We start from the raw sequence: 26,730 nt of genomic DNA, 5'->3' as shown, positions 1-26,730 counted from the left end.
CCCTGCCGGCTCAACGTCGACGCCAGCGCCCCGCCCCAGCCCACCGTCGACAGTGACGTCTTCCCCGAAGCCACCCCGGACGGGCAGACCTGGTCCACGGTGAAGTTCGGCAGCACCGGCGCGGTCACCTTCACCTCGCCCGGCGCGGCCAAGTTCCGCTGGTCCATCGAAGGCAACAACCCCGTCGACGTGACCGCCGCCAACGACACCGCCACCGTCAGCGCGCTCGCACCCGCTCACGCCGGCCCCAACACACTCCAGGTGTATGCCTACGACGCCTCGGGCAACGCCAGCAAGCGCACCGACTACACCTTCTACGTCCTCCCCCGGGACACGGCCGACGGCCCGATGGACGTCACCGGTGACTCCAAGCCCGACGAGGCCAGGCCCGACCTGCTGATCGTCAACGCGGACGGCAACCTGCGCACCTGCGTCGGCGGCCCGGACGGCGACCTCTACAACTGCCTGACCGCGTCCTACGACGCCGACAAGAAGACCGACCCGGCCGGCTACTGGTACGACGCCGCCACCGGCAAGGCCGCCCTGATCACGCACTACCAGGACACCTACCCCGGCGACGGCTCCACCGACCTGTTCGCGGTCGCCCCCGACGGCCACTTCTACCTCTACCCCGGCGACGGCTACGGCAGCTTCGACGTCAGCCAGCGCCTCGAGGTCCGCCTCCCCTCCAACGCCCCCGCACCCTCCACCTGGACCCAGATCAAGGCCGTCGGCGACATCACCGGCGACAAGCTCCCCGACCTCGTCCTGCGGGCCGGCCCCGCGTTCTGGACGCTGTCCGGCTACACCGGCGCCACCTTCCAGACCGCCACCCTCATGGAAGGCACCGCCTGGGCCCGCCGCGAGATCGTCAACGTCGCCGACATCAACGGCGACACCACCCCCGACCTTCTCTGGCGCAACCTCGACAACGGCAACATGTACCAGCGCGACGGCAAGCCCGGCACCGTCGCCGGCAGCACCGACCTCGAATCCATCAAGGTCGCCGCCAACAGCCTGACCGGCAAGGACGAGGCCTACGGCACCAGCTGGACCGACGCCAACGTGCCCACCGCCATCGGCATCCCCGACGTCAACAACGACGGCATCCCCGACATCTGGGCCCGCCTCGCCTCCGACGGCTACACCCGGATCTACCACCCGTCCCGGACCAACACCAACGCACCCGTACGCGTCGTCCTGTCCGTGGACTGGAACACGATCAAGGCCTTCGGCTGATCCGTCCCGCCTCACACCACCGGGCCCCGGCCATCCTCTCCGTGAGGGTGGCCGGGGCCCGGTGTTTCCCGGGTCAGCGGTCCGCGAACCCGGCCGCCAGCCTGCGCAGCCCCTCCCCGATCTCCTCCGGCGTCTGCGTCACGAAGCACAGCCGCAGCGTGCGCGGGTCCGGTGCGGCCGCGAAGAACGGCGCGCCGGGCACGTAGGCCACGTCGTGCCGTACCACCTGCCGCAGCAGGGCCGTCGAGTCGTACGACTGCGGCAGCCACACCCACAGGAACATCCCGCCCTCGGGCCGGGTCCAGGTCGAGCCGGCCGGCAGCGCGTCCGGCAGCCCGGCGAGCATCGCGTCCCGGCGCTCCCGGTAGACGTCCCGCACCGTGGCCACATGGGCGTCGAGGACGTCGAGATAGCGGGCGGCGGCGAGCTGGTTGACGGTCGGGGTGTGCAGGTCGGCGGCCTGCTTGGCGACCGCGCAGGCACGGCGCAGCTCCCGCGGTGCGCGCAGCCAGCCCAGCCGCAGCCCCGGCGCCATCACCTTGGAGAAGGAGCCGAGCAGCACCGTCCGGTCCCGCGCGTCGGCGTGCGCGGCGATCCATGGCACGGGTTCACCGTCGTAGCGCAGTTCCCCGTACGGGTCGTCCTCGACGATCCACAGTCCGCACCGCGCGGCGACGGCGGCGAGCGCGGCCCGGCGGCCGGCGGGCATGGTGCGGCCGGTGGGGTTCTGGAAGGTCGGCACGGTGTAGAGCAGCTTCGGCCGCTCCCGGCGCACCAGTTCCTCCAGTGCGACCGGATCGGGGCCGTGCTCGTCACCCGGCACGGCGACGACGCGGGCGCCGGCCAGGCCGAAGACCTGGAGGGCGGCCAGGTAGCAGGGGTTCTCCACCAGCACGGTGTCGCCCGGGTCGAGCAGCGCGGTGGCCAGCAGGGACAGCGCCTGCTGGGAGCCGGTGGTGATCAGCAGGTCGTCGGCGTCCGTCGCCAGTCCCCGCCCGGTGATCCGCGCGGCCAGCGCCTCGCGCAGCGCGGGCTCGCCCTCGGTCGTGGCGTACTGCAGGGCGCGCGCCGGGCTGTCCTCCAGTACGGCGCGGAAGGCGGCCGCGATGCCGGCGCGGTCGAACAGCTCCGGGGCCGGCAGCCCGCCCGCGAAGTTGATCACCTCGGGCCGTGCGGTGACGGCGAGGATGTCGCGTACCGGCGAGCCGCCGATCGCCGACGTCCGCAGGGCGAGCGGGGGGAGGGGCGCGGTCGGGGCGGGGGCGTCGACGGTCATGACACTGCTCCTTCGGGCTGCGGTTGCCTCATGGGTCGCAGCGTAGAGAGATGCGTGCCGTCTACACCGGCCCTTTCGCCATACGGACGCTCAGCCCTCCGGCACCCGCTCCCAGCCGTTGCCGCCCAACGGGTAGGCGTAGTACGGCCGCCGCGAGCCGCTCGTGCGGAACGGCCGGCCGTGGTCGTCGACGCGCAGGGTGCCGTGCCGGGCACCGCTGGACCACTCCAGCTCCAGGTACCAGCTCACGTCGTGCCCGCCGGTGTGCGCGTTGACGTAGAAGACCTCGGGGTCGGACTCGCTCACCTTGTAGGGGAAGTTCCGCTGCCCGGCGACGGGCATCGCCAGCGGGTTGGTCAGGTCCAGTGCCACGTCGAAGGACTTGGTCTGGACCCCGCCCCCGCAGCCGTTCCCCATCGCGTACTTGTTCCAGGCCAGCGGAGCCTCGCTGCGCACCACGCGTACGTGCAGCGCCCGCAGCACGACCGTCTGCGCGCCGGTGCCCTGCACGGTCAGCGTGACCATCTGGTGGTCGGCGGCCACGGCGCCCAGGGACACGGCCCAGCCCTCGGCGTTCTGCTGCGGCGGCGGCTCGGGCACGTTGTGCGGGCTGCGGTCCACCAGGAAGTCCTGCTCACAGGGCACGTCCCAGTAGTACGGCGTGGTGTTGACCGTGACCGGCGCCGGGCCGTTGTCCGCGGCCGCCCCGCCGGGGGCGGTGGCGGTACGGCTCGGGGACGGTGAGCCCGTGGCCGTGTCCCGGTCCGCGGACGGGCTCGGTGAGGGGGAGGCCGACGCGCTGCGGCTGGGCGCGGTGGAACGGACGGAGGGCGTGGGCGACTTGACGGCGGGCACGGTCGCACCGGCCGCCCGCTCCTGCGGCGTCCGCTGCCCGTCCGGCGGCCCGGGCACCAGGCTCACCGTGACGGCCACGACGGCGGCGACCGCCGCGACACCGGCCCCGGCGAGCACGGCGGCGCGCCGGCGGCGCGCCGGTGCGGGCGCGGGAGGCGGCGCGGGAGGGGAGACCTCCTCCTCGGGCCCCGCGCCGGGTTTCTCCTCCGGCTGCCCGCCGGGCTCCTCTCCCGGCTGCGGGCCCTTCACTCCCCGCAGCGCGTCCGCGCGGATCCAGCGGCGGTGCAGTTCCAGCAGTTCCTCGGGGGTGGCCCGGCAGACGCGGGCCAGCCGTTCCACGGGGGCGTAGTCCACCGGTACGACGTCCCCGTTGACGTACCGGTGCAGTGTGGACGTGCTCATGTGCAGCCGCTTGGCGAGCGCCCCGTAACTGAGTCCCGACCGCTCCTTCAACTCCCGCAGCAGCTCAGCGAAGTCGCCCCCCGCCACCGTTTCTCCCCTCCCGCGTCCCGGAACGGCGTTCCAGACGGACGATGTTCCCGCAGGTCAGAGCCGTTTCGTCGTCCCATTGTCCCGTATCCCCCGTGGCCGCTGGCGGCTGGGACCAAAGCCACCGCAAGCTGTCGATCATCCAAGCACGCCACCGGCAAGCACACCCGGCGGCGCGCTCCTGGCGCAACCCAACGCCCCATTCACGACCGGGAGTCACCCATGTCCGTCCGTATCACCCGCACTCGCCTCTTCGCCGCCACCACGGTCGCGCTGGCCGCTGTGACCCTGACCGCGTGCGAGGGCGGAACGTCGGACACCGGCGCCGGCCGGCCCGCTTCCTCCGCGCCGTCCGCCCCAGGCGCGACACCCTCCACCGGTACCGCCGGCGGTGCCACGGACCCGGGGGCCACGACCGGCTCCGGCGGCTCGACGGGCTCCGGCGGTACGAAGGGCCCGGGCGGTACGCACGGCGGCGGCTCGAAGGGGAGCGGCGGTGCGAAGGACTCCGGCGGCTCGAAGAGCACCGGCAGCTCCGCTGGCACCGGGTCCGGCCAGGGCTCCGACCGTCCCGGCAAGTGCTCCGCCGCCACCGTCCGGATCACCGCCACCGAGGTGCCCCGCCCGGTCAACCACCTGCTGCTGACCGCCACCAACAAGGGCGGCGGCACGTGCCTGCTGCCCCCGTACCCGCCGGCCCGTTTCGGTGAGGCTCAGTCCGTGCCGCCGGTGGCGGAGGAGACCAAGCCGCAGTCGCTGACCGGTCTGGCCCCGGGCGAGTCCGGCTACGCGGGCGTCCGGCTGTCCGCCGGCGACGGCAGCGCCGCGCACGGCCACACCGTGCACACCCTGACGGTCCCCTTCGAGGACGGCTCGATCGCCACCGTGTCGTTGCCCGCCAAGGGCGTGTACGTCGACGACAGCCTGACCGTGACGTACTGGCAGGCGTCCCTGGACACGGCCCTCGACTGGTGACCCCGCGTCCCGGACCATGTCCCACCGGGATGGCGTTCCCGCAGCTCAGCGCCGGTTCCACCGTCCCTGCGTCCCATATTCGCGGGTGGCTGTGGCGCGCGGGACGGGCGAGCGGTGAGGCTGACGTCATGCCCGTACGACACCGGACTCGCACCCTGCCCGCACGCCGGCGCCGACTGGTCGCCGCCGCGGCCCTCGCCGTGCTCGCGGCCGGCGCCCTGGCGGGCTGCCGCGACGGCGAGGGCCTGCGCGACGAGGGCCCGTCGTCCCACGCGCTGCGGGTGCCGTCCCGCACACCGGAGGTGTCGTGCCACGCGCCGGCAGGGCCGTCCCCGGCGCCCGGGGCGCGTCAGCGCAGCTTCTGCGCGACCTCGGTGGCCCAGTAGGTGAGGATGTTGCGCGCGCCCGCCCGCTTGATACCGGTGAGCGTCTCGAAGATCGCCCGGTCCCGCTCGATCCAGCCCTTCTCGGCGGCGGCCTCGATCATCGCGTACTCACCGGAGATCTGGTACGCCGCGACCGGCACGTCCACCGCGTCCGCGACCCGGGCCAGGATGTCCAGGTACGGCCCGGCCGGCTTGACCATCACCATGTCGGCGCCCTCCTCGAGGTCGAGGGCGACTTCGCGCAGGGACTCGCGCCAGTTGGCGGGGTCCTGCTGGTAGGTCTTGCGGTCGCCCTGCAGCGAGGAGGCGACGGCCTCGCGGAAGGGGCCGTAGAAGGCGGAGGAGTACTTGGCGGTGTAGGCGAGGATCGCGACGTCCTCGCGGCCGATCTGGTCGAGCGCGTCGCGGACGACGCCGATCTGACCGTCCATCATCCCGCTCGGGCCGACGACGTGGGCGCCGGCGTCCGCCTGCACCTGGGCCATCTCGGCGTACCGCTCGAGGGTGGCGTCGTTGTCGACGCGCCCGTGCTCGTCGAGGACCCCGCAGTGCCCGTGGTCGGTGAACTCGTCGAGACACAGGTCGGACATGACGAGCAGTTCGTCGCCGACCTCGGCCCGCACATCGCGCAGGGCGACCTGGAGGATGCCGTCCGGGTCGGTGCCCGCGCTGCCGAGGGCGTCCTTCTTGCCGTCCTCCGGCACACCGAAGAGCATGATCCCGGAGACTCCGGCCTCCACGGCCTCGGAGGCGGCCTTCTTCAGGCTGTCCCGGGTGTGCTGCACGACCCCCGGCATCGACCCGACCGCCACCGGCTCACTCACGCCCTCCCGCACGAACGCGGGCAGGATCAGATCGGCGGGGTGCAACCGGGTCTCGGCGACCATCCGCCGCATGACGGGCGTGCTGCGAAGCCGCCGGGGCCGCGAACCGGGAAAAGATCCGTACTTCGACATACCGCCTACGCTACGCCCGCCCGGCCGGTGCCTTTGCCGACGCCCAGTCGGCCACCGTGGCACCGGACGGTCGGCCTGAGCGGTGTCGGCGATGCCACATGGGGCACACGCAACGCTGGGCCCGCCGCGGCACGCACGCGCGCGGGCCCCCGGTGGCATCGGTACGGGCGGGAGGCGCGCGAGCGTGTTCGAGGGCTTCGAGACCAGGCACGTGCCCACCGACGAGGGGTCGGCCTTCGTCCGGTACGGCGGAGACGGCCCGCCGGTGGTGCTTCTGCACGGACACCCCCGCACCTCCGCGACCTGGCACCGGGTCGCCCCGCTGCTGGTCGCCCGCGGCTTCACCGTCGTCTGCCCCGACCTGCGCGGATACGGCCGTTCCCGCGGACCGGCGCCGACACCGGACCACGAGGGCCACTCCAAGCGGGCCACGGCCTCGGACGTGGTGGCGGTGCTGCGCGCACTGGGCCACGAGCGGTTCGCGCTCGTCGGCCACGACCGCGGGGCCGCCGTGGCGTTCCGCCTGGTCCTGGACCACCCGCAGGCGGTGGAGCGAGTGGCGCTGATCGACTGCCTGCCGCTGAGCGAGCACCTGGCCCGCATCACGCCCGAGTTCGCCACCCAGTGGTGGCACTGGTTCTTCTTCGCCCAGCCGGACACCCCGGAGCGCGTCATCAACGCCGACCCGGACGCCTGGTACCGGGGCGACCCACGGACGATGGGCCGGGAGAACCACGACGAGTTCCGTGCGGCCACCCGCAACCCGGAGGTGGTGCGCGCGATGCTCGAGGACTACCGGGCCGGCCTCACCGTCGACCGGCGCCACGAGGAGGAGGACCGCGCCGCCGGCAACCGCATCCGCTGCCCGGCACTGATCCTCTGGTCCCTGCGCGACGACCTGGAGCAGCTGTACGGCGATCCGCTGCGGATCTGGCGCGAGTGGGCGACGGACGTCCGCGGCCACGGCATCGACTCCGGCCACCACGTCGCCGAACAAGCCCCAGAGGACCTGGCGGCCGCTCTGGGCGACTTCCTCACCCCCTGACGCGACCCCGAACCGCCCGGACATGGCCCGCGCCGCACACGCGCCCCGCTGCGCACACACGCCCCGAACCGCACACGCGCCCCGAACCGCCCTGCACATGCGTCCCGCACGGCGCACGCACATGCTGGGAGATGTCAGAAGGACCCGACGGCCCCGCCCCGACCGCCGCCGTCCCTCCGTCCCGCAGCAGCGCGGAGGACGCGATGACCACCACCCACCCCACCCCCGACCTGACAGGTCTGCGCGGACCGGTGCTGCGCCCCGGCGACCCGGGCTACGCCGACGAGGTCATCGGCTTCAACCTGGCCGCCCGCCACACCCCCGACGTCGTCGTCGGCGCCGCGGATCCCGCCGACATCGCCACCGCCCTGCGCTGGGCGTCCGCCACCGGCACGCCCGTCGCCGTGCAGGCCACGGGCCACGGCGCCAACTTCTCCGTCCCCGACGGTCTGCTGATCACCACGTACCGGATGACGGAGGTGAGCGTCGACCCGTCCGCCCGCACCGGGACGGTCGCCGCCGGCTCCAAGTGGCGGCATCTGCTTCAAGCCGCCGCACCGCACGGGCTGGCCGCGCTGTGCGGCTCCTCCACGGACGTCGGCGTCGTCGGCTTCACCCTGGGCGGCGGCCTGCCGGCCATGGGCCGCCCCTACGGCTTCGCCAGCGACCTGGTGCGCTCCTTCGACGTCGTCACCCCGGACGGCGTCCCGCACACCGCCGACGCCGAGCACGACACCGACCTTTTCTGGGCGTTGCGCGGCGGCAAGGGCAATGTGGGTGTCGTGACGTCCCTGACCTGCGAGCTGATCCCCGTGGACCGCATCCTCGGCGGCGGCATCTACTGCTCCGGCGAGGACGCCGACCCCCTGCTGCGGACCTGGGCGCAGTGGACGAAGACGGTGCCCCCGCAGATGTGCACCGGGTTCACCCTGCTGCGGATGCCTCCGCTGCCGTTCATCCCCGAACCCTTGCGCGGCGGCTTCTTCGCCCGTGTCGCCGTCGTCTTCGACGGAACCGCGGAGGAGGGGGACCAGCTCCTCGCACCGCTGCGCGCGGCCGCGCCGGTCCTGTTCGACACCGTGGAGGACATGCCGTACACGGAGCTGGACCGTATCTACGAGGACCCGCGCGACCCGCTGCCCGCCCGCGAGAGCTGCCTGCTGCTGCGCGACCTGTCGCCGGAGGCGATCAGCGCGTTCCTGGACCTGGCGGGGCCCGCCGACCGGGACTTCCCGATCCTGATGGTCGAGATCCGGCACATGGGCGGCGCGATGTCCCGTCCCGGCCCATCCGAGGACGCGGTGTGCGCCCGGGACGCGGAGTTCCTGCTGGAGTGGGTCGGTGTCCCGGCCGACCCGGATCTCGCCATGGCGATCGAGTCGGCCACCGCGGCCCTGCACAGCACCATGGCCCCGTACGGCACCGGCTGCACCATGGTCAACCTGCACGGCGCCCCCGGTGACGAGAGCGACCGCTCCCGGGCCTGGACCCCGGACACCTACGACCGCCTGCGCCGCACCAAGCGGTCCCACGACCCGGCGAACCTGCTCCGCTACGGGCACGCGGTACCGCCGGTCGCCGCCTGACAAGCAGGGCCCGCACCCCGGGCAGGGTGCGGGCCCTCGCTCACGTCGCCGCGCGGCGCCTGCGCGCCCCCGGCCTGCGTTCGCTCGGCCGGGTCACCGGGTCGCCGGCCTCCAGCGCCGCCAGACGGCGCTTGGTGCCGAAGTCGGCCAGGGCCTCCGCCAGCTTGTGCACGGACGGCTCCGGAGCCATGACGTCGACGCGCAGGCCGTGTTCCTCGGCCGTCTTCGCCGTCGCGGGGCCGATGCAGGCGATCACCGTCACGTTGTGCGGCTTGCCCGCGATGCCGACCAGGTTCCGCACCGTCGACGACGAGGTGAACAGGACAGCGTCGAAACCGCCGCCCTTGATCGCCTCGCGGGTCTCCGCCGGCGGCGGCGAGGCGCGGACCGTGCGGTAGGCGGTGACGTCGTCGACCTCCCAGCCCAGCTCGATCAGCCCGGCCACCAGCGTCTCGGTGGCGATGTCGGCGCGCGGCAGGAAGACACGGTCGATCGGGTCGAACACCGGGTCGTAGGGCGGCCAGTCCTCCAGGAGGCCGGCCGCGGACTGCTCGCCCGAGGGCACCAGGTCCGGCTTCACACCGAAGGCGATCAGGGCCTTGGCGGTCTGCTCGCCCACCGCGGCCACCTTGATGCCCGCGAAAGCCCGGGCGTCGAGGCCGTACTCCTCGAACTTCTCCCGCACGGCCCGCACCGCGTTGACCGACGTGAAGGCGATCCACTCGTAGCGGCCCGTCACCAGACCCTTGACGGCACGTTCCATCTGCTGGGGCGTGCGCGGCGGTTCGACGGCGATCGTCGGCACCTCGTGCGGCACCGCGCCGTAGGAGCGCAGCTGGTCGGAGAGCGAGGCCGCCTGCTCCTTGGTTCGCGGTACGAGGACCTTCCAGCCGAACAGCGGCTTGGACTCGAACCACGCCAGCTGGTCGCGCTGGGCGGGGGCGCTGCGGTCTCCGACCACGGCTATGACCGGGCGGCCGCCGTCCGGCGAGGGCAGCACCTTCGCCTGCTTCAGCGTCTGCGCGATCGTGCCGAGCGTCGCCGACCAGGTGCGCTGCCGCGTCGTCGTCCCGCCGACGGTGACCGTCATCGGGGTGTCCGGCTTGCGGCCCGCCGAGACCAGCTCGCCCGCGGCCGCGGCCACCGAGTCGAGCGTGGTGGAGACGACCACCGTGCCGTCGGAGGCGCCCACCTCGGTCCAGCACCGGTCGGAGGCGGTACGGGCGTCCACGAACCGCACGTCCGCGCCCTCGGCGTCGCGCAGCGGCACACCGGCGTACGCGGGCACGCCGACCGCGGCCGCGACGCCGGGTACCACCTCGAAGGAGACTCCGGCCTTGGCGCAGGCGAGCATCTCCTCGGCGGCGTAGTTGTCCAGGCCGGGGTCGCCGGACACCGCACGGACGACCCGCCTGCCGCCCCGCGCAGCCTCCATGACAAGATGTGCGGCATCCCGCAGTGCGGGAATCCCAGCGGTTGTTGACGCCCCGTCAACGACCGCCGGCTGGGGCGTGCCCGTGCCCGGATTCGGGTCCGACGAGGGACCCGCGTCCGTCGCTACGACGCTGACGCCCTGACGGGCGTGGGTGCGTACGACGTCGAGCACCTCGTGCTCGGCGACGAGGACGTCCGCGTTCGCCAGCGCCTCCACGGCGCGCAGAGTCAGCAGTCCCGGATCTCCGGGTCCGGCACCCAGGAAGGTGACGTGCCCGTGTTCCGGACCGGCGGGAAGGGTGGTGGGGCTCAATGTGCTCGCTCCCCCATCAGACCGGCCGCACCCTGGGCGAGCATCTCGGCGGCGAGATCACGGCCGAGCGCCGCGGCGCCCTCGTCCGTCTCGGGCACGGGACCGGTGGTGGACAGCTGCACCGTGCGGGTGCCGTCGGTGGTACCGACGACGCCGCGCAGGCGCATTTCCTTGACAATCTGCCCGTCGGCCAGGAGGTCGGCCAAGGCACCCACAGGGGCGCTGCAACCGGCCTCCAGGGCGGCGAGCAGTGACCGCTCGGCCGTGACGGCGGCCCGCGTGAACGGGTCGTCGAGTTCGGCGAGCGCGGCGATCAGTTCCGCGTTGTCCGCGGAACACTCGATCGCCAGGGCCCCCTGGCCGGGGGCGGGCAAAACCGTGTCGACCGACAGGAAGTCGGTCACCTCGTCGCTGCGGCCGATCCGGTTCAGCCCGGCGGCGGCCAGCACGACGGCGTCGAGTTCGCCGTCACGGACGTACCCGATGCGGGTGTCGACGTTCCCGCGGATGGGGACCGTCTCGATGTCCAGCCCGTGGGCACGCGCGTACGCGTTCAGCTGCGCCATGCGGCGCGGCGAACCCGTACCGATGCGCGCCCCGCGCGGCAGGTCCGTGAACTTCAGCGCGTCCCGGGCGACGATCACGTCCCGCGGGTCCTCGCGCACCGGTACGGCGGCCAGGACCAGTTCCTCGGGCTGCGTGGTGGGCAGGTCCTTCAGCGAATGAACCGCGAAGTCGACCTCCCCACCGGCCAGCGCGTCACGCAGCGCGGTGACGAACACACCCGTGCCGCCGATCTGCGCCAGGTGCGCCCGGGAGACGTCACCGTAGGTCGTGATCTCGACCAGCTCGACGGGCCGCCCGGTCACCTCGCGCACGGCCTCCGCCACCTGCCCGGACTGGGCCATGGCGAGCTTGCTGCGCCTCGTCCCCAGTCTCAAAGCCTTCGTACTCATGCCGGCCCTCGGTTCTTGGCGTTCTTGTCGGTGCTGTCCTCGGCGCGGGAGACGGCGGCGACCGCCTCGGGGTCGAGGTCGAACAGGGTGCGCAGCGCGTCCGCGTACCCGGCGCCGCCGGGCTCGGCCGCGAGCTGCTTGACCCGCACCGTCGGCGCGTGCAGCAGCTTGTCGACCACCCGCTTGACGGTCTGCGTGATCTCGGCGCGGTGCTTGTCGTCCAGGCCGGGCAGCCGGCCCTCCAGCCGCGCAATCTCGCCCGCCACCACGTCGGCGGCCATGGTGCGCAGCGCGACCACGGTCGGCGTGATGTGCGCGGCCCGCTGGGCGGCGCCGAACGCGGCGACCTCGTCGGACACGATCCGGCGCACCTGGTCGACGTCCGCCGCCATGGGGGCGTCCGCGGACGCCTCGGCGAGGGACTCGATGTCCACCAGCCGCACGCCGGCCAGCCGGTGCACGGCCGCGTCGATGTCGCGGGGCATCGCCAGGTCGAGCAGGAACAGCGAGGGCCGCGGCCGCGGGATCTCGGCCACCGGCTCGGGCCTGCGGCGCTCCGGGAGGCGGCCGATCGTCGCCGCGGTCGCGGCGAGCGCGGCGATCAGCTCGGCGTCGGCCTCGGGGCCGCGCCGGGCGTCCTCGCGGCGTTCGACGACGGTGCCCTTGTCGACCCAGGCCGCGTGCTGCTCCAGCGTCGCCGCGTCCATCCCGGCCACGGCGGCCTCCCCGGCGACGGAGAAGCCCGGCTGCACGGCGGACAGGTCCAGCGGGCAGCCGTCCTCGGTCCCGACCGAGGTGGGCGGCAGCGGCCGGTGCGGGTTCTCGCTCACGGCGACGGGGGCGCCCGTACGGTCCTCCAGCGCCGACGTGACCGCCTCCGCCGTCAGGACGAGCCCCGTCGCCCCGGTACACGAGACGGCGATGTCGGCACGTGTCAGCTCGGCCGGTACGGCGTCCATCCGTACCGCGCGGGCGGCCACGTCCGTGTCCTCGGCCTGGGTGAGGATCTCGGCGAGGCGCTCGGCGCGCTCGACGGTGCGGTTGGCCACCACGATCTCGGCGACACCGGCCCGCGCGAGCGTCGCCGCGGCCAGCGACGACATCGAGCCGGCGCCGATCACCAGCGCCTTGCGGCCCCGGGCCCACTCGGCGACGTCCGCGCCCTGCGCCAGCTGCTCCAGGCCGAAGGTGACCAGGGACTGGCCGGCCCGGTCGATGCCGGTCTCGGAGTGGGCGCGCTTGCCGACCCTGAGGGCCTGCTGGAACAGGTCGTTCAGCAGCTTGCCCGCGGTGTGCAGCTCCTGCGCCCGGGCGAGCGCGTCCTTGATCTGGCCGAGGATCTGGCCCTCGCCGACGACCATCGAGTCCAGGCCGCAGGCCACCGAGAACAGGTGGTGGACCGCACGGTCCTCGTAGTGCACGTACAGATAGGGAGTGAGCTCGTCCAGGCCGACCCCGCTGTGCTGGGCGAGCAGCGTGGACAGCTCCGCGACACCGGCGTGGAACTTGTCCACGTCGGCGTACAGCTCGATGCGGTTGCAGGTGGCCAGCAGGGCTGCCTCGGTGGACGGCTCGGCGGCGACCGTGTCCTGCAGCAGCTTGTTCTGGTCGTCCGCGTTCAGCGCGGCCCGCTCCAGCACGCTGACCGGGGCGCTGCGGTGACTCAGCCCGACGACGAGGAGACTCATGCCGGCATCACGGCGGGCACGTCCCCGTCGGGTCCCTGGTCGGCGGAGCCGGCGCGGCGGGCCGCGGCGCGCGTCGCCTTGGCGGTGGTGGTCGCGTTGGCGGGGGCGCCCACGTCCTTCGTGGTGGCGGGCACCGCGTCCGAGGTGGTGGTGGGGACGGCGGCCTCGGCGGCGGCCTCCTCACCGGCCTTGCGCTGCTCGTGGAACGCGAGGATCTGCAGCTCGATGGAGAGGTCGACCTTGCGCACGTCGACGCCGTCCGGGACGGACAGCACGGTCGGCGCGAAGTTCAGGATGGAGGTCACACCGGCGGCCACGAGACGGTCGCAGACCTGCTGGGCGGCGCCGGCGGGGGTTGCGATCACGCCGATGGAGACGCCGTTGTCCTGGATGATCTTCTCCAGGTCGTCGGTGTGCTGCACCGGGATGCCCGCGACGGGCTTGCCCGCCATCGCGGGGTCGGCGTCGATGAGGGCGGCGACCCGGAACCCGCGGGAGGCGAAACCGCCGTAGTTGGCGAGGGCCGCGCCGAGGTTACCGATACCGACGATGACCACGGGCCAGTCCTGGGTCAGGCCCAGCTCGCGGGAGATCTGGTACACGAGGTACTCGACGTCGTACCCGACGCCCCGGGTGCCGTAGGAACCCAGGTAGGAGAAGTCCTTGCGCAGCTTCGCGGAGTTGACTCCCGCGGCGGCCGCCAGCTCCTCGGACGAAACCGTGGGGACCGAGCGCTCCGACAGTGCGGTCAGCGCCCGGAGGTACAGCGGAAGCCTGGCGACGGTGGCCTCGGGAATCCCTCGGCTGCGGGTCGCCGGTCGGTGAGTTCGGCCAGTTGCCACGGTGCTCCTGCGGGTAGAGCGGGGCTGTGGGCGGTCGTACGTCCCCAGACCGCCCCGTCGACAGCAGGCTATGTCTTTGTGAACGCGTGCACAAAGATGGTGTCCGATTTGCCCGGCCAACGTGACCGGACTCACGCGCGTTTTATGTCGCGTGCTACGTGGGGGCAAAACCGGCTCACTCCTCGTGAATCCCGCCCCCGAGACCAAACCGCGTCGATCCTAAGCGACGTTCGGTACGGACTTGAACTACTCGGTCAGTGCGGAGCGCAGCCGCTGCTCGTTCACCCGCCAGAACGTGTGCTGCTCACCGTCGACCAGGACGACGGGAATCTGCTCCCAGTACCGGTCGTGCAGGTCCTGGTCCTGCGTGATGTCCTTCTGTTCCCAGGGCACGCCGAGCTCGCCGCACACCTTCTCGATCACCTGCTGCGCGTCGTCGCACAAGTGACAGCCGGGCTTGCGGACCAGCGTGACCAGACGGTCCTCGGGGGCGCGGGGAGGACGGCGGCGGAAGAGGGGGCTCATGTCCGCCATTGTCGCGCGGCGGCCCGCCGCCGTGGGGCGGCCGTGCCACCGGCCGGGCGACCTGTCGTCCCGGGGTGGCCAGGTCGCCGCCGGGCAGCCTGTCGTCCGGGGCGCCGTGCCACCGCCGGGCAGCCTGTCGTCCCGGGCGGCCGTGTCACCGGCGGGCGGCCCGTGGTCGTGCGCACCTGTTTAACGGCCCGGTCGCGCAGAGTTCACAGGGTTCCAACCCTTCGACTCCGGAACCGCCGTACCGACTCGTTATGCTCACGCACATGGCCGCTCTCGGATGGCTCACTCCCCGTAGGCGCTCCGCCACGGCGCGGAGCGTGTTGGCAGGCGAGGCCTCGGCGGAGGCCGCGCGCAAGTCCGTGCCCGAGGCTCCGCTGGCAGAGCCGGCGTCCGAGCCGGCGTTTCCCGTGCTCGGCGACGAGCACGCGGCCGCGTTCTTCGACCTGGACAACACAGTGATGCAGGGCGCGGCGCTGTTCCACTTCGGGCGGGGCCTGTACAAGCGGAAGTTCTTCGAGACCCGCGACCTGGCCCGCTTCGCGTGGCAGCAGGCGTGGTTCCGGCTGGCCGGGGTCGAGGACCCGGAGCACATGCAGGACGCGCGGGACTCGGCGCTGTCCATCGTCAAGGGCCACCGGGTCTCCGAGCTGAAGTCCATCGGCGAGGAGATCTACGACGAGTACATGGCCGAGCGGATCTGGCCCGGTACGCGAGCGCTGGCGCAGGCGCACCTGGACGCCGGGCAGAAGGTGTGGCTGGTGACGGCGGCGCCGGTGGAGATCGCGCAGGTGATCGCGCGGCGGCTGGGACTGACCGGCGCGCTCGGCACGGTCGCGGAGTCGGTGGACGGCGTCTACACCGGCAAGCTCGTGGGCGAGCCGCTGCACGGGCCGGCCAAGGCGGAGGCCGTGCGGGCGCTGGCGGCGGCGGAGGGGCTGGACCTGGCGCGGTGCGCCGCGTACAGCGACTCCCACAACGACATCCCGATGCTGTCACTGGTGGGCCACCCGTACGCGATCAACCCGGACGCGAAGCTGCGGCGCCACGCGCGTGAGCACGACTGGCGGCTGCGGGACTACCGCACGGGCCGCAAGGCGGCGAAGGTCGGCATCCCGGCGGCGGCCGGGGTGGGAGCGGTGGCGGGCGGAACGGCGGCGGCGATCGCGCTGCATCGTCGCCGGCGGTAAGCCTTCGACTGCTGGTGCGGTGCCGTCGTCCGCGGGTGCCGTGCCGTTCGTCTGCGGGTGGGTGGCCGGCTGGTCACGCAGTTCCCGCGCCCCTTTATATGCCTGCGGCGGCCCGTTGCGGTCTCGTCGTGGGGCGCGCAGCGCCTTCCGTGCCTTGCGGGTCGGGGAAGGGCATTCCCGCACACATACCCACCCCGCGGAGCGGTCAGTCACCGGATCCTCACGCGGGCACAACACGGCCCACACTCATCCGCAATGCGCACCGAATCGATCAACAATCGTTCAGCGGGCCGAACCTGATCAGTCGTCAAACGGCTACAGAAGCGACGCAATCGATGATTTGAGCAACTCGGTGTAGCAGTGCCTGCACGAAGCGTTATTCTCCTCAGACGCAATCCGGTACCCCTCCGTCGCCACGACGGGTGAACGGTCCCGCACTGCACGTGATGGAAGCTCTGCCTCTGGGAGTCCCGTGTACCCACACGTCGGGGTTGACGCCTCGGGCCTGGCTACGCTGCGCGCAACGGTCGCGACGGCGCAAAACCTCCTGCGCGGCCTCGTCCCGGCCGCGCAGGCCGTCCCCGCATTCGCCACCGCCACCCCCGCCGGCCCGTGCTACGCACTGGCCGAGGGCGGGGCCGCGGTGGGCAGAAGGGGGCGCGCAGCCGGTGCCACCACCGCCCGCCGCCCCGCCGCGGACAGCGACAGTGCCCGGATGATGGACCTCGTGGAGCGCGCCCAGGCCGGCGAGGCCGAAGCCTTCGGCCGCCTCTACGACCAGTACAGCGACACCGTCTACCGATACATCTATTACCGGGTGGGAGGTAAGGCCACTGCCGAGGACCTGACCAGCGAGACCTTTCTGCGGGCCCTCCGCAGGATCGGCACCTTCACCTGGCAGGGCCGCGACTTCGGCGCGTGGCTCGTCACCATCGCCCGCAACCTGGTGGCCGACCACTTCAAGTCGAGCCGCTTCCGGCTGGAGGTCACCACCGGCGAGATGCTCGACGCCAACGAGGTCGAGCGCTCCCCGGAGGACTCCGTCCTCGAGTCGCTGTCGAACGCCGCCCTGCTCGACGCCGTACGACGGCTCAACCCGCAGCAGCAGGAGTGCGTGACCCTGCGCTTCCTGCAGGGCCTGTCCGTCGCCGAGACCGCGCGGGTCATGGGCAAGAACGAGGGTGCGATCAAGACCCTCCAGTATCGAGCCGTCCGCACCCTCGCCCGGCTCCTGCCCGACGACGCCCGCTGATCAGACACGCTCAGCGACGCTCAAGTGACGCTCCGTTCGCGACCGTTGACTTCCCGATCCGATCATCCGCCGTCCGTAACCCAAGTGCCACGCCGCTCGTTGTGCGGGATGCAGGCTCCCTGTGGTCACGCCCAGGCCAACGCTGATCACACGATCGTGTGGAAGCGGCCGGGGCGTGCAACCCTCAGGACCCCCTGGGGAGTCGACCGTCATGACGAGAGGAGGTGCCGCCAGTGATCGCGAACGTATCGGCGCACCGGCGGGCGAACGCCTTCGCCCAGGCCCTGGAGGAGCAGTCCGAGCCGGGCACGGCGGCCGAGCAGTCCGAAGGATCGCCACCGGCCCCGGCCGCCGAGGAGCAGACCGAGCAGGGGCGTCTGGTCGCCCTCGCCTCCGGTCTCGGCGCGCTGCCCAAGCCGCAGCTCGATCCGGAGGTCAAGGTCGTCCAGCGAGCCCAGCTCGTGGCCGCGTTCGAGGCCATGCTGCAGGAGGGCGCCGCGGGAGGCGAGGCGGCGGACCCTTCGGTGCCCGAGCAGCGGAATCACCGGGCCCGGGGCGCCCATCGCGCCCCCCTGGGCAAGTTCCGCCCACGCTCGCGGCTGGCCAAGGGCCTCACCGCGGGCGGGCTCAGCGTCGGTGTTGCGGCCGGCGCCTTCGGCGGAGTCGCCGCTGCCAGCTCGGACGCCCTGCCCGGTGACGGGCTCTACGGGCTCAAGCGCGGCATCGAGGACTTCAGACTCAACTACCTGTCCGAGGGGGACGACGAACGCGGTCGTTCCTACCTGGACCAGGCGTCCACCCGGCTCAGCGAGGCCCGGCGGCTGCTCGAGCGCGGTCGCGGCGGCCATCTCGACCACGAGTCGCTGGGCGAGATCCGCCGCACCCTGTCCGGGATGACCCACGACGCCGCCGAAGGCCACCGTCTGCTGCACGAGGCGTACGAGCGCGACCCCGACTCCCTGGGCCCCATCCAGGCGCTGTCCGCGTTCTCCGCCTCGCACCGCCAGATGTGGGGCGCGCTGCGCGATCAGCTGCCCGTGCAGCTCGGGGACGTCAGCGAGCAGGTGTCGTCGGTGTTCGACGCCATAGACGAAGAGGTCGCCCCGCTGCAGTCCCTGCTGCCGCAGCCCCCCGCCACCCGTGGCGGCGGTGACAGCAGCCGGCCGGGCGACGGCGGATCGGCGTCCACAGGGTCGTCCGGCACCCACCGGTCCCACGGCCCCAGCAGCGGCACGAGCGGGGAACCCCACTCCGGCGACCACACCGGCACCGGCAGCCCCAGCAAGTCCGCGCCCGGAGTCGGCGGCATCGACGACGGCCTCCTCGGTGGCAACACCGGTGGCCTTCTCGACCCGCCGAAGGAGACCGGCAGCGCCTCGCCGTCGCAGAGCAAGCCGTCCATCCCCGAGCCGGACGTGACGCTCCCACCGCTCCTCCCGGGTCTCCTGCCCGGCTTGGGCATCGACAGCGACGACGCCAACTAGAGCCGGTACGGCCGAAGTGGGGGCGCCCCTCTCCCGAGGGGCGCCCCCACCGTCGTATGCCGGAACGCTTCAAGAGGAACGTTTCAGAAGAACACCGACCTGCGCTGGACCAGCAGCTTGTAGAGGGTGTGCTGGATCTGTTCGCGGACCTGGTCGGTCAGGTTGAACATCAGCATCGGGTCCTCCGCCGCCTCCGGCGGATAGCCGTCCGTGCGGATCGGCTCGCCGAACTGGATCGTCCACTTGGTCGGCAGCGGGATCGCGCCCAGCGGACCCAGCCACGGGAACGTCGGAGTGAGCGGGAAGTACGGGAAGCCGAGCAGACGCGCGAGGGTCTTCGCGTTGCCGATCATCGGGTAGATCTCCTCCGCCCCGACGATCGAGCACGGGATGATCGGCGCGCCCTGCCGCAGCGCCGTGGAGACGAAACCGCCCCGGCCGAAGCGCTGGAGCTTGTAGCGCTCGTTGAAAGGTTTCCCGATGCCCTTGAAGCCCTCCGGCATCACCCCGACCAGCTCGCCCTGGCCCAGCAGCCGTTCGGCGTCCTCCGCGCAGGCCAGCGTGTGACCCAGCTTGCGCGCCAGCTCGTTCACCACCGGCAGCACGAAGACCAGGTCCGCGGCCAGCAGGCGCAGATGGCGGCCGGCCGGGTGATGGTCGTGCACCGCCACCTGCATCATCAGGCCGTCCAGCGGCAGCGTCCCGGAATGGTTCGCGACGATCAGCGCGCCGCCCTCGGCCGGGATGTTCTCCAGGCCCTTCACGTCGACCCGGAAGTATTTGTCGTACACCGGCCGCAGCAGCGACATCAGGACCTGGTCGGTGAGTTCGGCGTCGTAGCCGAAGTCGTCGACCTCGTAGTCCCCGGTGAGACGCCTGCGCAGGAAGGCCAGCCCGGCCGCCACGCGGCGCTCCAGACCGCCGTCGGAGGGCTGCGGCACGTCCCCGCGGGGCTCGGGGCTCACAGCGGCCTCCTCCTGCGCGGCGGGCGCGTCGGGCGCGGACCGGCTCCCCCGGGCCCCACGGGACTCCCGTAGCTCCCGCACCGGCACCGGCTCGCCGCTCCCCCGCCGGCTGCCCGCGGCGCGGCGCCGCGCGGGGCGCTGCGCGGCGCTTCCCCGGGACCGGTCGTCGTCGAACGGAATGACCTTGGCGTCCGCCATCGTTGCTGCGCTCCTCAGTTGGCGCTCTGCGTCGGGGGGTGGCCGCCGCCCGCGAGGGGCAACGCGGCGATCCGGTCGACGGCCCCCGCAAGGGCCTCGGGGGGCAACAGGCCCGGCCCCCTGCTGCGTACGAAGTCCGCGAACGTCTCCGCGGTCGTGTACGTCGGCTCGAAGCCCAGCGTTTCGCGCATCTGGGTGGTGTCCACGACCCGGCCGTGGGTGAGCAGCCGGATCTGCTCGGGAGAGAAGTCCGTCATGCCCAGCGTACGCACCAGCGAGCCCGCCCACGTCACGGCGGGCAGCAGCAGCGGCACCGTGGGACGGCCCAGCCGCCGCGCGCACTGCGAGAGCAGGACGACCCCGTCACCGGCGATGTTGAAGGTGCCGCTGTTGAGCGTGCCGCGGCGCGGCTCGTGCGAGGCCAGGCGCAGCACCTCGATCACGTCGTCCTCGTGCGCGAACTGCAGCCGCGGGTCGTAGCCGAACACCGTCGGCAGGACCGGCAGCGAGAAGTACGAGGTGAGCGGGGTCTCGGCGGTGGGCCCCAGGATGTTGGCGAATCGCAGCACGCACACGGCGACGTCGGGGCGCCGGCGGGCGAAGCCGCGGACGTACCCCTCGACCTCGACGGTGTCCTTGGCGAAGCCGCCGCTGGGCAGCGATTTCGGCGGGGTCGTCTCGGTGAACACGGCCGGATCGCGCGGCGCCGAGCCGTAGACGTTGGTGGAGGACTTCACCACCAGCCGCTTGACCGCGGGCGACTTCTGGCAGGCACCGAGCAGCTGCATGGTGCCGATGACGTTGGTCTCCTTCACCGTGGCCCGGCTGCCGCCACCGAGCGCCATGCCGGTGACGTCCATGTGGACGACCGTGTCGGCGCCGGTCTCGGCGAGCACCCGCGCGATGGTGGGCTGCCGGATGTCGGCGCGGATGAAGTCGGCGCCGCCCAGATGGTGCTCGGGCTGCACCGCGTCCACGGCGACGACCCGGTCGACCTGCGGGTCACGCTGGATCCGTCGTACGAAGCGGCCGCCCAGCTGACGGGCCGCTCCGGTCACGAGCACGACCTTCCCCAAGATCAGCGCCTTCCTTCCAGACCTCGTACCACGCCCGCGTTCCCCATCAGCGGCCAACTTAGCGGTTCGGTGTTGCGCTGTGATGACCACCCGATGCAGGAAGTGACGAGAAACGGCCGGGCGGAGCACAGTGACGCCGGGGCTTCACGAGACGCCCGAGGTGCGCGGATACGGCTGTGGCCCCCCACCGGGTGCGATGGGGGGCCACAGACACACGCTCTACGCGGCGTTGCTCGCGTCGCTCACTTCTTGTTGCGACGCTGGACGCGCGTGCGCTTCAGCAGCTTGCGGTGCTTCTTCTTGGCCATCCGCTTACGCCGCTTCTTGATAACAGAGCCCACGACTATCCTCGCTCACTTCTCATCACTCGGTGTTTGGGCGCCATGGGCCCACACGACCTACGAGGGGCTAGCCTACCCGCCCGAGCGCTGAGGTCGTAATCGAGGGGTGCGGGGAGACCGGAAGTGCCCTGTTCCGATCGCTGGTCTCCCTTGTTGCCGTCAGGCAGTCTCCACCCCCACATAACTCTCGCGGAGGTACTCGTGAACCGCGTTCTCGGGGACGCGGAAGGACCGCCCCACCCTGATCGCGGGCAGATGACCGCTGTGCACCAGCCGGTACACGGTCATCTTCGACACTCGCATCACCGCAGCGACTTCCGCCACGGTAAGGAACTGAACCTCGCTCAGAGGCCTCTGCTCAGCAGCCATGACACACCTGAACCTTCCGCACTCGACGGCCACCGGCTTCCCCTTCCGGTGACTCTTCGTCGCTGCGTGCTCACTCCCCAGACTAGGGGCGGGTGATGCAAGTGGGGAAGAGGTGCACCCAACAGCGCCCTACTGTGACAGACACGCTCGATTGAGTACGTAGCGGGTCAGCGGCCGGTAGTAAGCCGCCCGCACGCCGTCATCAAGCGGAACGACGACGGCGACGGAGCCCTCGGCCTCCCCCACGAACAGCGCCGGATCGTCGGTGTCGGCCAGCCCGATCGCCTCGAACCCCAGCTGACCTGCCCCGCAGACCCAGCCGTGATCGCCGATCACCAGGTCCGGCAGCGACCCGCCGGCCTCGGCCGCCGCGGCCAGCGCGAGACGAACCGGGAGGGGCGAGTGCGTGTGTGCGCCGGGCGCACGACCGGGGCGTTCCGCGCCGCCTTCGCGGATCAACGCGACTCCTCGTACGTAGTCGAGGTTGTGCGTGCGTAGACCGAACTGGGTCAATATGTCGACACGGAGACCCTGTGCCGGGGTGAGGACGGCACATCCCGCCGCCGACAACGCGTCTGCGAGGGCGGCGTAGAAACCGAGCAACCGGTGCGGGTGCCCGGTGCCGAACAGTACGCTCCCGCGGCGCCGGGCGACCGCCGCGAGCCGCTCCGCGAAGGCGTCCAGCGCGGCCAGCGTGCGCTCCGGGTCGATCACATCCTGCCCGGAAGTGTGGCGCGGATCGGCCGAAACTCCGCACCTGTCCGCCATCAACTCGATCAGATCCCGCGGCGCCCACGGTCGCTGCGGATCAATCCCGATCAACACCCGGGGGTCCCGAGCCGCGAACGCCCGATAACTCCGCAGACTCACCTCCCGGGAGGTCGCCACGGCCCCGGCCAGCCGGGTCCGCAGAAGATGGTCCCGCAGAGCACCAACAGCCACCACACGAGCGATGGTGACGGACCCACCCGGCCGCCACCCCGACTTCCCCCAAAAACCGCACGGTCGGCCTAAGCGGGGGCTACGGTACCGGTGCCTGCCGGCGGCCCGGTGCCTGCCGGCGGCTGGGCGGGGTGCCTGTGGCGGCCCGTGCGGGTTGCGTTGTGGCTGGTCGCGCAGTTCCCCGCGCCCCTGGGGGGTTGCAGGGCCGTACCTGCGTGGCTGCGGGGAGTCGTGCCTCCCCGCCGGCGCCGGTGAGCGCCCCCACCCCCGGCCAGCCGCAGCAGGGGCACAAGCGAAGGCCGGGCGCGCAGCCCAACGCGGTCAGAGCCACGCCGGGCGGGCAGCCCTACGCCAACAACCCCCGCAGCGGAAACACCGCCCGACGCGTGGCCAGCACCGCCTGATCCAGCCGATCCGCCGGGTCGTACCCCGCATCCCACGCGGCGAACGACACCGGCCACCGCCCATCCGTCATCCGCCCCGGCCCCAACTGCCGCGTCCGCGCGAACACTTCCTGTCGCCACGCCTCCGGAATCACCGACGTCGGCTCCACCGGCCGTCCCGCCGCGATCCCCACCAGATGCGTCCACGACCGCGGCACGACGTCCACCACGGCGTACCCCCCGCCCCCGAGCGCGACCCACTTCCCGTCCGCGTGCTCGTGCGCCAGGTCGTGACAAGCCATCTGCACCGCCCGCTGGGCGTCCAGCGACACCGCCAGATGCGCCAGCGGATCCTCGAAGTGCGTGTCGGCCCCGTGCTGGGACACGACCACCTGCGGCCTAAAGTCCGCGAGCAGCTCCGGCACCACCGCGTGGAACGCCCGCAGCCACCCCGCGTCCCCCGTCCCCGCCGGCAGCGCGAGATTCACCGCCGACCCCTCCGCCGAGTCCGCCCCGGTCTCCTCCGGCCACCCGGTCTGCGGGAACAGCGTCCGCGGATGCTCGTGCAACGAGATCGTCAGCACCCGCGGGTCCTCCCAGAACGCCGCCTGCACCCCGTCCCCGTGATGCACGTCGACGTCGATGTACGCGACCCGCTCCGCCCCCAGCTCCAGCAGCCGCGCGATCGCCAGCGCCGCGTCGTTGTAGATGCAGAACCCCGACGCCCCCGCCGGCATCGCATGGTGCAGGCCGCCCGCGAAGTTCACCGCGTGCAGCGCCTCCCCGTGCCACACCGCTTCCGCCGCACCCACCGACTGCCCCGCGATCAGCGCGGACACCTCGTGCATCCCCGCGAACGCCGGATCGTCCAGCGTCCCCAGCCCGTACGACTGGTCGGCCGCCGCGGGATCCACGGACGCCGCCTTCACGGCATCGATGTAGTCCTCCCGGTGGACGAGCCGCAACGTCGACTCCCCGGCGGCCTTCGCCGCCACCACGTCCACCTCACGGTCGAGCCCGAAGGCGTCGACCAGTTTCCGGGTCAGGGCGAGACGGACCGGATCCATCGGATGGTCCGGGCCGAAGTCATAGCCCGTTACTGCCTCGTCCCACATCAGCTGTGCGCGGCCGCTCATGCCCGCCACCGTATCGGTCCGGTTGAGCCGCGAACGACCTGGCGTACACCAACGTCACCAGCACCAACGCCATCGGCACCAGCATGGCCCCGCGATAGCTCCACGCGTCCCCGAGCGCCCCCACGAGCGGCGAGCCGATCAGGAAGCCCACGTAGTTGAAGACGTTCAGGCGTGCGATCGCCGCATCGGACGCCCCGGGGAAGAGCCGACCCGCCGCCGCGAACGTCTGCGGCACCAGCACGCACAACCCCAGCCCCAGCAGCGTGAACCCCAGCATCCCGACCCACGCCCCGGGCGCCACCGCCACCACGGCGAACCCGGCCGCCGCCACCACCGCCCCGCCCCGCACCACGGCGGCCGCCCCGAACCGCCGCACCCCGAAGTCCCCGATGGCCCGCCCCAGCAGCGTGGTCACCATGTACACGTTGTACGGCACGGTCGCCAGCTGCTCCGAGCTGCCCAGCACGTCCTGCAGATACTTCGCGGACCAGTTGGAGACCGTCGAGTCGCCGATGTACGCGAACGTCATCACCAGACACAGCGGCAGCAGCAGCTTGAAGACGACCCCGTCCTTACCGCCCGGCTCCGCCGCGGTCGGAACGGCGCCCCCGTCGACGTACCACCCGCTCCCCACCAGCACGGCCGGCAGCAGCACCGCCACGACCGGCAGATACGACACCCACAGCGCGAGATGCCAGTGCGCCCCGGCCCAGGCCAGCGACGCCCCCAATATCCCGCCCAGGCTGTACGCGGCGTGGAAGCTGAGCATGATGCTGCGCCCGTACGCCCGTTGCAGGCTCACCCCGAGCATGTTCATCGAGGCGTCCAGCGCGCCCACCGCCAGCCCGAACACCGCCAGCGCCGCCGCCACCCCGCCCAGCCGGTCGCCCGCCCCCACCGCGAGCAGTGCGAGCAGCACCACCGGCTGCGACCCGCGCAGCACCCGGCTCGGCCGTACCCGCTTCACCAACTGCTCGGTGGTCACACTGGCCACACCGGCGAGGATCGGCACGGCGGCCAGGAAAGCCGGAAGCAGGGCGTCGGAGATGCCGTAGCGGTCCTGGATGGCCGGGATGCGCGTCACCAGGAGCGCGAAGGCGACGCCCTGCGCGAAGAAGCTGAACGCCAGCGAGGCCCTGCCGCGCCGCAGCACATCTGTCATGGCGGCGAGCGTAGGGCCCCGGGCTACTGCTGGGTAGATCCAGCCAAAGATGAATTCGGCTCAGCTTTACGCGCGCTCGCCCGGCCGGCGACGCGCGCCCCGCGTCACGCGGCGACCGCGACCTCCGGCCGGACGTCGGCCTGCGCGGTGTCCGCAACCGCGGCCTGCGCGGACTCCACCTCGGCGGCCAGCATCCGCCGCATCGGCTCCACGGCCAGCCCGCCGCTGAGCAGGAACCCGAGGCCGAAGGTGACGACCGTCATCACCGTGCCCAGCCAGACCATCGTGTCCACCGGCACCGTGTAGGCGCCCACGACCCGGGCGACGCACTCCGCCAGCAGGACCGCACCCCACACCAGCGAGAACGCCCGCTCGCCACGCCGGAAGGCCGCGGAGCCGGCGATCAACCGCTGCCAGGCGGCCTCGCGGGCTGCGTCGCCCTTCACCACGAAGGGCTTGAACGCCGCCGTCATCATCGGCTTCCCGAGCCCCACGGACACCAGGATCCCGATCCCGACGGTGCTGCTGACCGCGCCGTCCTTGGCGAGCATCAGCCGCGGGTCGCCCGAGACGAAGCTCAGCGCCAGGCTGACGAGGTTCACGACGAGGATGAGGCCCGCGAGACCGTTCACGGTCCGCTCCCGCACGACGCTCCACAGCGTACGCACGGCCGGCACCACGCTGCTCCAGGCGAGCGCCGCGAAGGTGCTCATCCCGAAGGCTTCCTTGAGGAGGTAGTACGAAGCGAGCGGCACCGCCACGTCGAGGAGGAGCGGCCGGAGGTTCTTCTTCGTCGTCGTCATGCTCCCAGCTTCGCGGCCGGGAGGGGTGGCCCAGTAGGAACGATCGTCCAGGGCTCGGCATGACAATTGTCAGCACGGCCGCATGGCCCGGGTCATACCAGCAGGTCAGCCAACTGCTGCGGCTCGGAGAAGAGTTGGGTGGCCCCCGCGAGCCTCGCCGCCGGTGTCATCGCCGTGAACCCGAAGACGTCCATCCCGGCGGCCACGGCCGCCTGCACCCCCAGCGGACTGTCCTCGATCACGACACACCGCTGTGGCGCCACCCCCATCCGCTCGGCCGCGTACAGGAAGAGGTCCGGCGCCGGCTTGCCCCGCCCGACGTCCTGCGAGCTGAAGATCCGCGCGTCGTCGAACCACCGGTCCAGCCCGGTCGTCCGATGCCCCACCCGAATCCGCTCATGGCTCCCGGAGGAGGCGACACAGTACGGCACCCCGTCGGCCGCCAGCTTCTCCAGTACCCCGGCCATTCCCGCCACCGGCTTCAACTCCCGCTCGAAGGCTGCGAACACCCGGGCATGGAAGACGTCGTCGAAGTCGTCGGGCAGCCGCTGCCCCGTACGCTCGAACACCAGCTCATGGATCCGGTGCATCGCGGACCCCATGTAGTCCCGGATGGACTCCTCGTACGTCGTCGGATGCCCCAGCTCGGTCAGATAGGCGGCGAGGTGCCGGTTGGAGATCGGCTCGCTGTCCACCAGGACGCCGTCGTTGTCGAAGATGACCAGTTCATAGCGCATACGACGACTGTAAACACCCCTGAAAAGCAGAAAACCCCCGCATCCGAAGATGCGGGGGTTTTCCCAATAATTGTTCGGCGGCGTCCTACTCTCCCACAGGGTCCCCCCTGCAGTACCATCG

24 protein-coding genes and 1 pseudogene are annotated in these 26,730 nt (G+C 72.2%); 8 read left to right on the top strand and 17 right to left on the bottom strand.

Annotated features, from left to right (window positions below):
* Positions 1–1,239, top strand: a pseudogene (locus tag ACZ67Q_RS38735) (hypothetical protein); the annotation flags it as partial.
* Positions 1,240–1,312: 73 nt separating this feature from the next.
* Here the strand turns inward: ACZ67Q_RS38735 and ACZ67Q_RS38730 are convergent.
* Both ACZ67Q_RS38730 and ACZ67Q_RS38725 read right to left on the bottom strand, forming a co-directional pair.
* Positions 1,313–2,515 (bottom strand): aminotransferase-like domain-containing protein, encoded by a 1,203-nt coding sequence (locus tag ACZ67Q_RS38730; RefSeq protein WP_471192138.1) that lies wholly within the window; start codon positions 2,513–2,515, stop codon positions 1,313–1,315.
* Between the two features lie 90 nt (positions 2,516–2,605).
* Positions 2,606–3,859: a helix-turn-helix domain-containing protein gene (locus tag ACZ67Q_RS38725; protein WP_471192135.1), complete on the bottom strand. Its 1,254-nt coding sequence runs from the start codon at positions 3,857–3,859 to the stop codon at positions 2,606–2,608.
* Between the two features lie 222 nt (positions 3,860–4,081).
* On the opposite strand from ACZ67Q_RS38725, the gene ACZ67Q_RS38720 reads away from it, so the two are divergent.
* On the top strand, positions 4,082–4,834 hold the full coding sequence (locus tag ACZ67Q_RS38720; RefSeq protein WP_471192133.1) for a DUF4232 domain-containing protein: 753 nt from the start codon (positions 4,082–4,084) through the stop codon (positions 4,832–4,834).
* 128 nt (positions 4,835–4,962) lie between these two features.
* Entirely contained in the window at positions 4,963–5,220 is a 258-nt protein-coding gene (locus tag ACZ67Q_RS38715) for a hypothetical protein (protein WP_471192130.1), read from the top strand.
* Here ACZ67Q_RS38715 and hemB read toward each other — a convergent pair.
* A complete protein-coding gene (gene hemB, locus ACZ67Q_RS38710) occupies positions 5,184–6,176 on the bottom strand; it encodes a porphobilinogen synthase (RefSeq protein WP_471192127.1) in 993 nt (330 codons plus the stop codon). The two genes, ACZ67Q_RS38715 and hemB, sit on opposite strands and share 37 nt — an antisense overlap.
* A 184-nt stretch (positions 6,177–6,360) precedes the next feature.
* Here hemB and ACZ67Q_RS38705 point away from each other — a divergent pair, with 184 nt between their 5' ends.
* Together ACZ67Q_RS38705 and ACZ67Q_RS38700 are read left to right on the top strand one after the other, a co-directional pair.
* Positions 6,361–7,221 carry an alpha/beta fold hydrolase gene (locus tag ACZ67Q_RS38705; protein WP_471192124.1) on the top strand — a complete coding sequence of 287 codons (861 nt, stop codon included), beginning with the start codon at positions 6,361–6,363 and terminating at the stop codon, positions 7,219–7,221.
* A 203-nt stretch (positions 7,222–7,424) separates the two neighbouring features.
* A complete protein-coding gene (locus ACZ67Q_RS38700) occupies positions 7,425–8,807 on the top strand; it encodes an FAD-binding oxidoreductase (protein WP_471192121.1) in 1,383 nt (460 codons plus the stop codon).
* 40 nt (positions 8,808–8,847) lie between these two features.
* On the opposite strand, the gene ACZ67Q_RS38695 is transcribed toward ACZ67Q_RS38700, so the two are convergent.
* The 5 genes from ACZ67Q_RS38695 to ACZ67Q_RS38675 all read right to left on the bottom strand — a co-directional run bounded on the left by ACZ67Q_RS38695 (position 8,848) and on the right by ACZ67Q_RS38675 (position 14,574).
* On the bottom strand, positions 8,848–10,554 hold the full coding sequence (locus tag ACZ67Q_RS38695; RefSeq protein WP_471192118.1) for a bifunctional uroporphyrinogen-III C-methyltransferase/uroporphyrinogen-III synthase: 1,707 nt from the start codon (positions 10,552–10,554) through the stop codon (positions 8,848–8,850).
* Positions 10,551–11,510, bottom strand: coding sequence for a hydroxymethylbilane synthase (gene hemC, locus ACZ67Q_RS38690; RefSeq protein WP_471192116.1), 960 nt, complete (start codon positions 11,508–11,510; stop codon positions 10,551–10,553). The genes ACZ67Q_RS38695 and hemC overlap by 4 nt, the downstream gene beginning before the upstream one ends.
* Positions 11,507–13,198, bottom strand: coding sequence for a glutamyl-tRNA reductase (locus ACZ67Q_RS38685; protein WP_471192113.1), 1,692 nt, complete (start codon positions 13,196–13,198; stop codon positions 11,507–11,509). Before ACZ67Q_RS38685 ends, hemC begins: the two co-directional genes overlap by 4 nt.
* Complete coding sequence (locus ACZ67Q_RS38680; RefSeq protein ID WP_471192110.1) at positions 13,195–14,040, bottom strand: redox-sensing transcriptional repressor Rex; 846 nt, start codon at positions 14,038–14,040, stop codon at positions 13,195–13,197. The genes ACZ67Q_RS38685 and ACZ67Q_RS38680 overlap by 4 nt, the downstream gene beginning before the upstream one ends.
* Before the next feature lie 246 nt (positions 14,041–14,286).
* On the bottom strand, positions 14,287–14,574 hold the full coding sequence (locus ACZ67Q_RS38675; RefSeq protein WP_471192107.1) for a glutaredoxin family protein: 288 nt from the start codon (positions 14,572–14,574) through the stop codon (positions 14,287–14,289).
* A 263-nt stretch (positions 14,575–14,837) separates the two neighbouring features.
* Here ACZ67Q_RS38675 and ACZ67Q_RS38670 point away from each other — a divergent pair, with 263 nt between their 5' ends.
* The 3 genes from ACZ67Q_RS38670 to ACZ67Q_RS38660 all read left to right on the top strand — a co-directional run bounded on the left by ACZ67Q_RS38670 (position 14,838) and on the right by ACZ67Q_RS38660 (position 18,497).
* Positions 14,838–15,761 (top strand): HAD family hydrolase, encoded by a 924-nt coding sequence (locus ACZ67Q_RS38670; RefSeq protein WP_471192104.1) that lies wholly within the window; start codon positions 14,838–14,840, stop codon positions 15,759–15,761.
* A gap of 472 nt (positions 15,762–16,233) precedes the next feature.
* Positions 16,234–17,013, top strand: a complete 780-nt coding sequence (locus tag ACZ67Q_RS38665) for an ECF subfamily RNA polymerase sigma factor, BldN family (protein WP_471192101.1) — start codon at positions 16,234–16,236, stop codon at positions 17,011–17,013.
* Between the two features lie 233 nt (positions 17,014–17,246).
* Positions 17,247–18,497, top strand: coding sequence for a DUF5667 domain-containing protein (locus ACZ67Q_RS38660; RefSeq protein ID WP_471192098.1), 1,251 nt, complete (start codon positions 17,247–17,249; stop codon positions 18,495–18,497).
* A gap of 83 nt (positions 18,498–18,580) precedes the next feature.
* Here ACZ67Q_RS38660 and ACZ67Q_RS38655 read toward each other — a convergent pair whose 3' ends face one another.
* From ACZ67Q_RS38655 to ACZ67Q_RS38615, 9 genes are all read right to left on the bottom strand, one after another.
* Complete coding sequence (locus tag ACZ67Q_RS38655; protein ID WP_471192095.1) at positions 18,581–19,660, bottom strand: lysophospholipid acyltransferase family protein; 1,080 nt, start codon at positions 19,658–19,660, stop codon at positions 18,581–18,583.
* Positions 19,661–19,674: 14 nt separating this feature from the next.
* Complete coding sequence (locus ACZ67Q_RS38650) at positions 19,675–20,736, bottom strand: NAD-dependent epimerase/dehydratase family protein (RefSeq protein ID WP_471192093.1); 1,062 nt, start codon at positions 20,734–20,736, stop codon at positions 19,675–19,677.
* 242 nt (positions 20,737–20,978) lie between these two features.
* A complete protein-coding gene (locus ACZ67Q_RS38645) occupies positions 20,979–21,077 on the bottom strand; it encodes a 30S ribosomal protein bS22 (protein ID WP_003948845.1) in 99 nt (32 codons plus the stop codon).
* A gap of 159 nt (positions 21,078–21,236) precedes the next feature.
* A complete protein-coding gene (locus ACZ67Q_RS38640; RefSeq protein WP_181139929.1) occupies positions 21,237–21,446 on the bottom strand; it encodes a helix-turn-helix domain-containing protein in 210 nt (69 codons plus the stop codon).
* A 129-nt stretch (positions 21,447–21,575) separates the two neighbouring features.
* Complete coding sequence (locus ACZ67Q_RS38635; protein WP_471192089.1) at positions 21,576–22,391, bottom strand: phosphatase; 816 nt, start codon at positions 22,389–22,391, stop codon at positions 21,576–21,578.
* Positions 22,392–22,734: 343 nt separating this feature from the next.
* A complete protein-coding gene (locus ACZ67Q_RS38630; RefSeq protein WP_471192086.1) occupies positions 22,735–23,907 on the bottom strand; it encodes an acetoin utilization protein AcuC in 1,173 nt (390 codons plus the stop codon).
* A complete protein-coding gene (locus tag ACZ67Q_RS38625; RefSeq protein ID WP_471192083.1) occupies positions 23,858–25,069 on the bottom strand; it encodes an MFS transporter in 1,212 nt (403 codons plus the stop codon). Before ACZ67Q_RS38625 ends, ACZ67Q_RS38630 begins: the two co-directional genes overlap by 50 nt.
* A gap of 104 nt (positions 25,070–25,173) precedes the next feature.
* Positions 25,174–25,872, bottom strand: a complete 699-nt coding sequence (locus ACZ67Q_RS38620; RefSeq protein WP_471192080.1) for a VC0807 family protein — start codon at positions 25,870–25,872, stop codon at positions 25,174–25,176.
* Positions 25,873–25,964: 92 nt separating this feature from the next.
* Entirely contained in the window at positions 25,965–26,609 is a 645-nt protein-coding gene (locus ACZ67Q_RS38615) for an HAD family hydrolase (RefSeq protein ID WP_471192077.1), read from the bottom strand.
* Between the last annotated feature and the right edge of the window lie 121 nt (positions 26,610–26,730).

It is taken from the genome of Streptomyces sp. NPDC036813 (assembly GCF_055609245.1).
The sequence above is the reverse complement of the archived record's forward strand: the minus strand, read 5'-3'. Positions and strand labels throughout refer to the sequence as shown.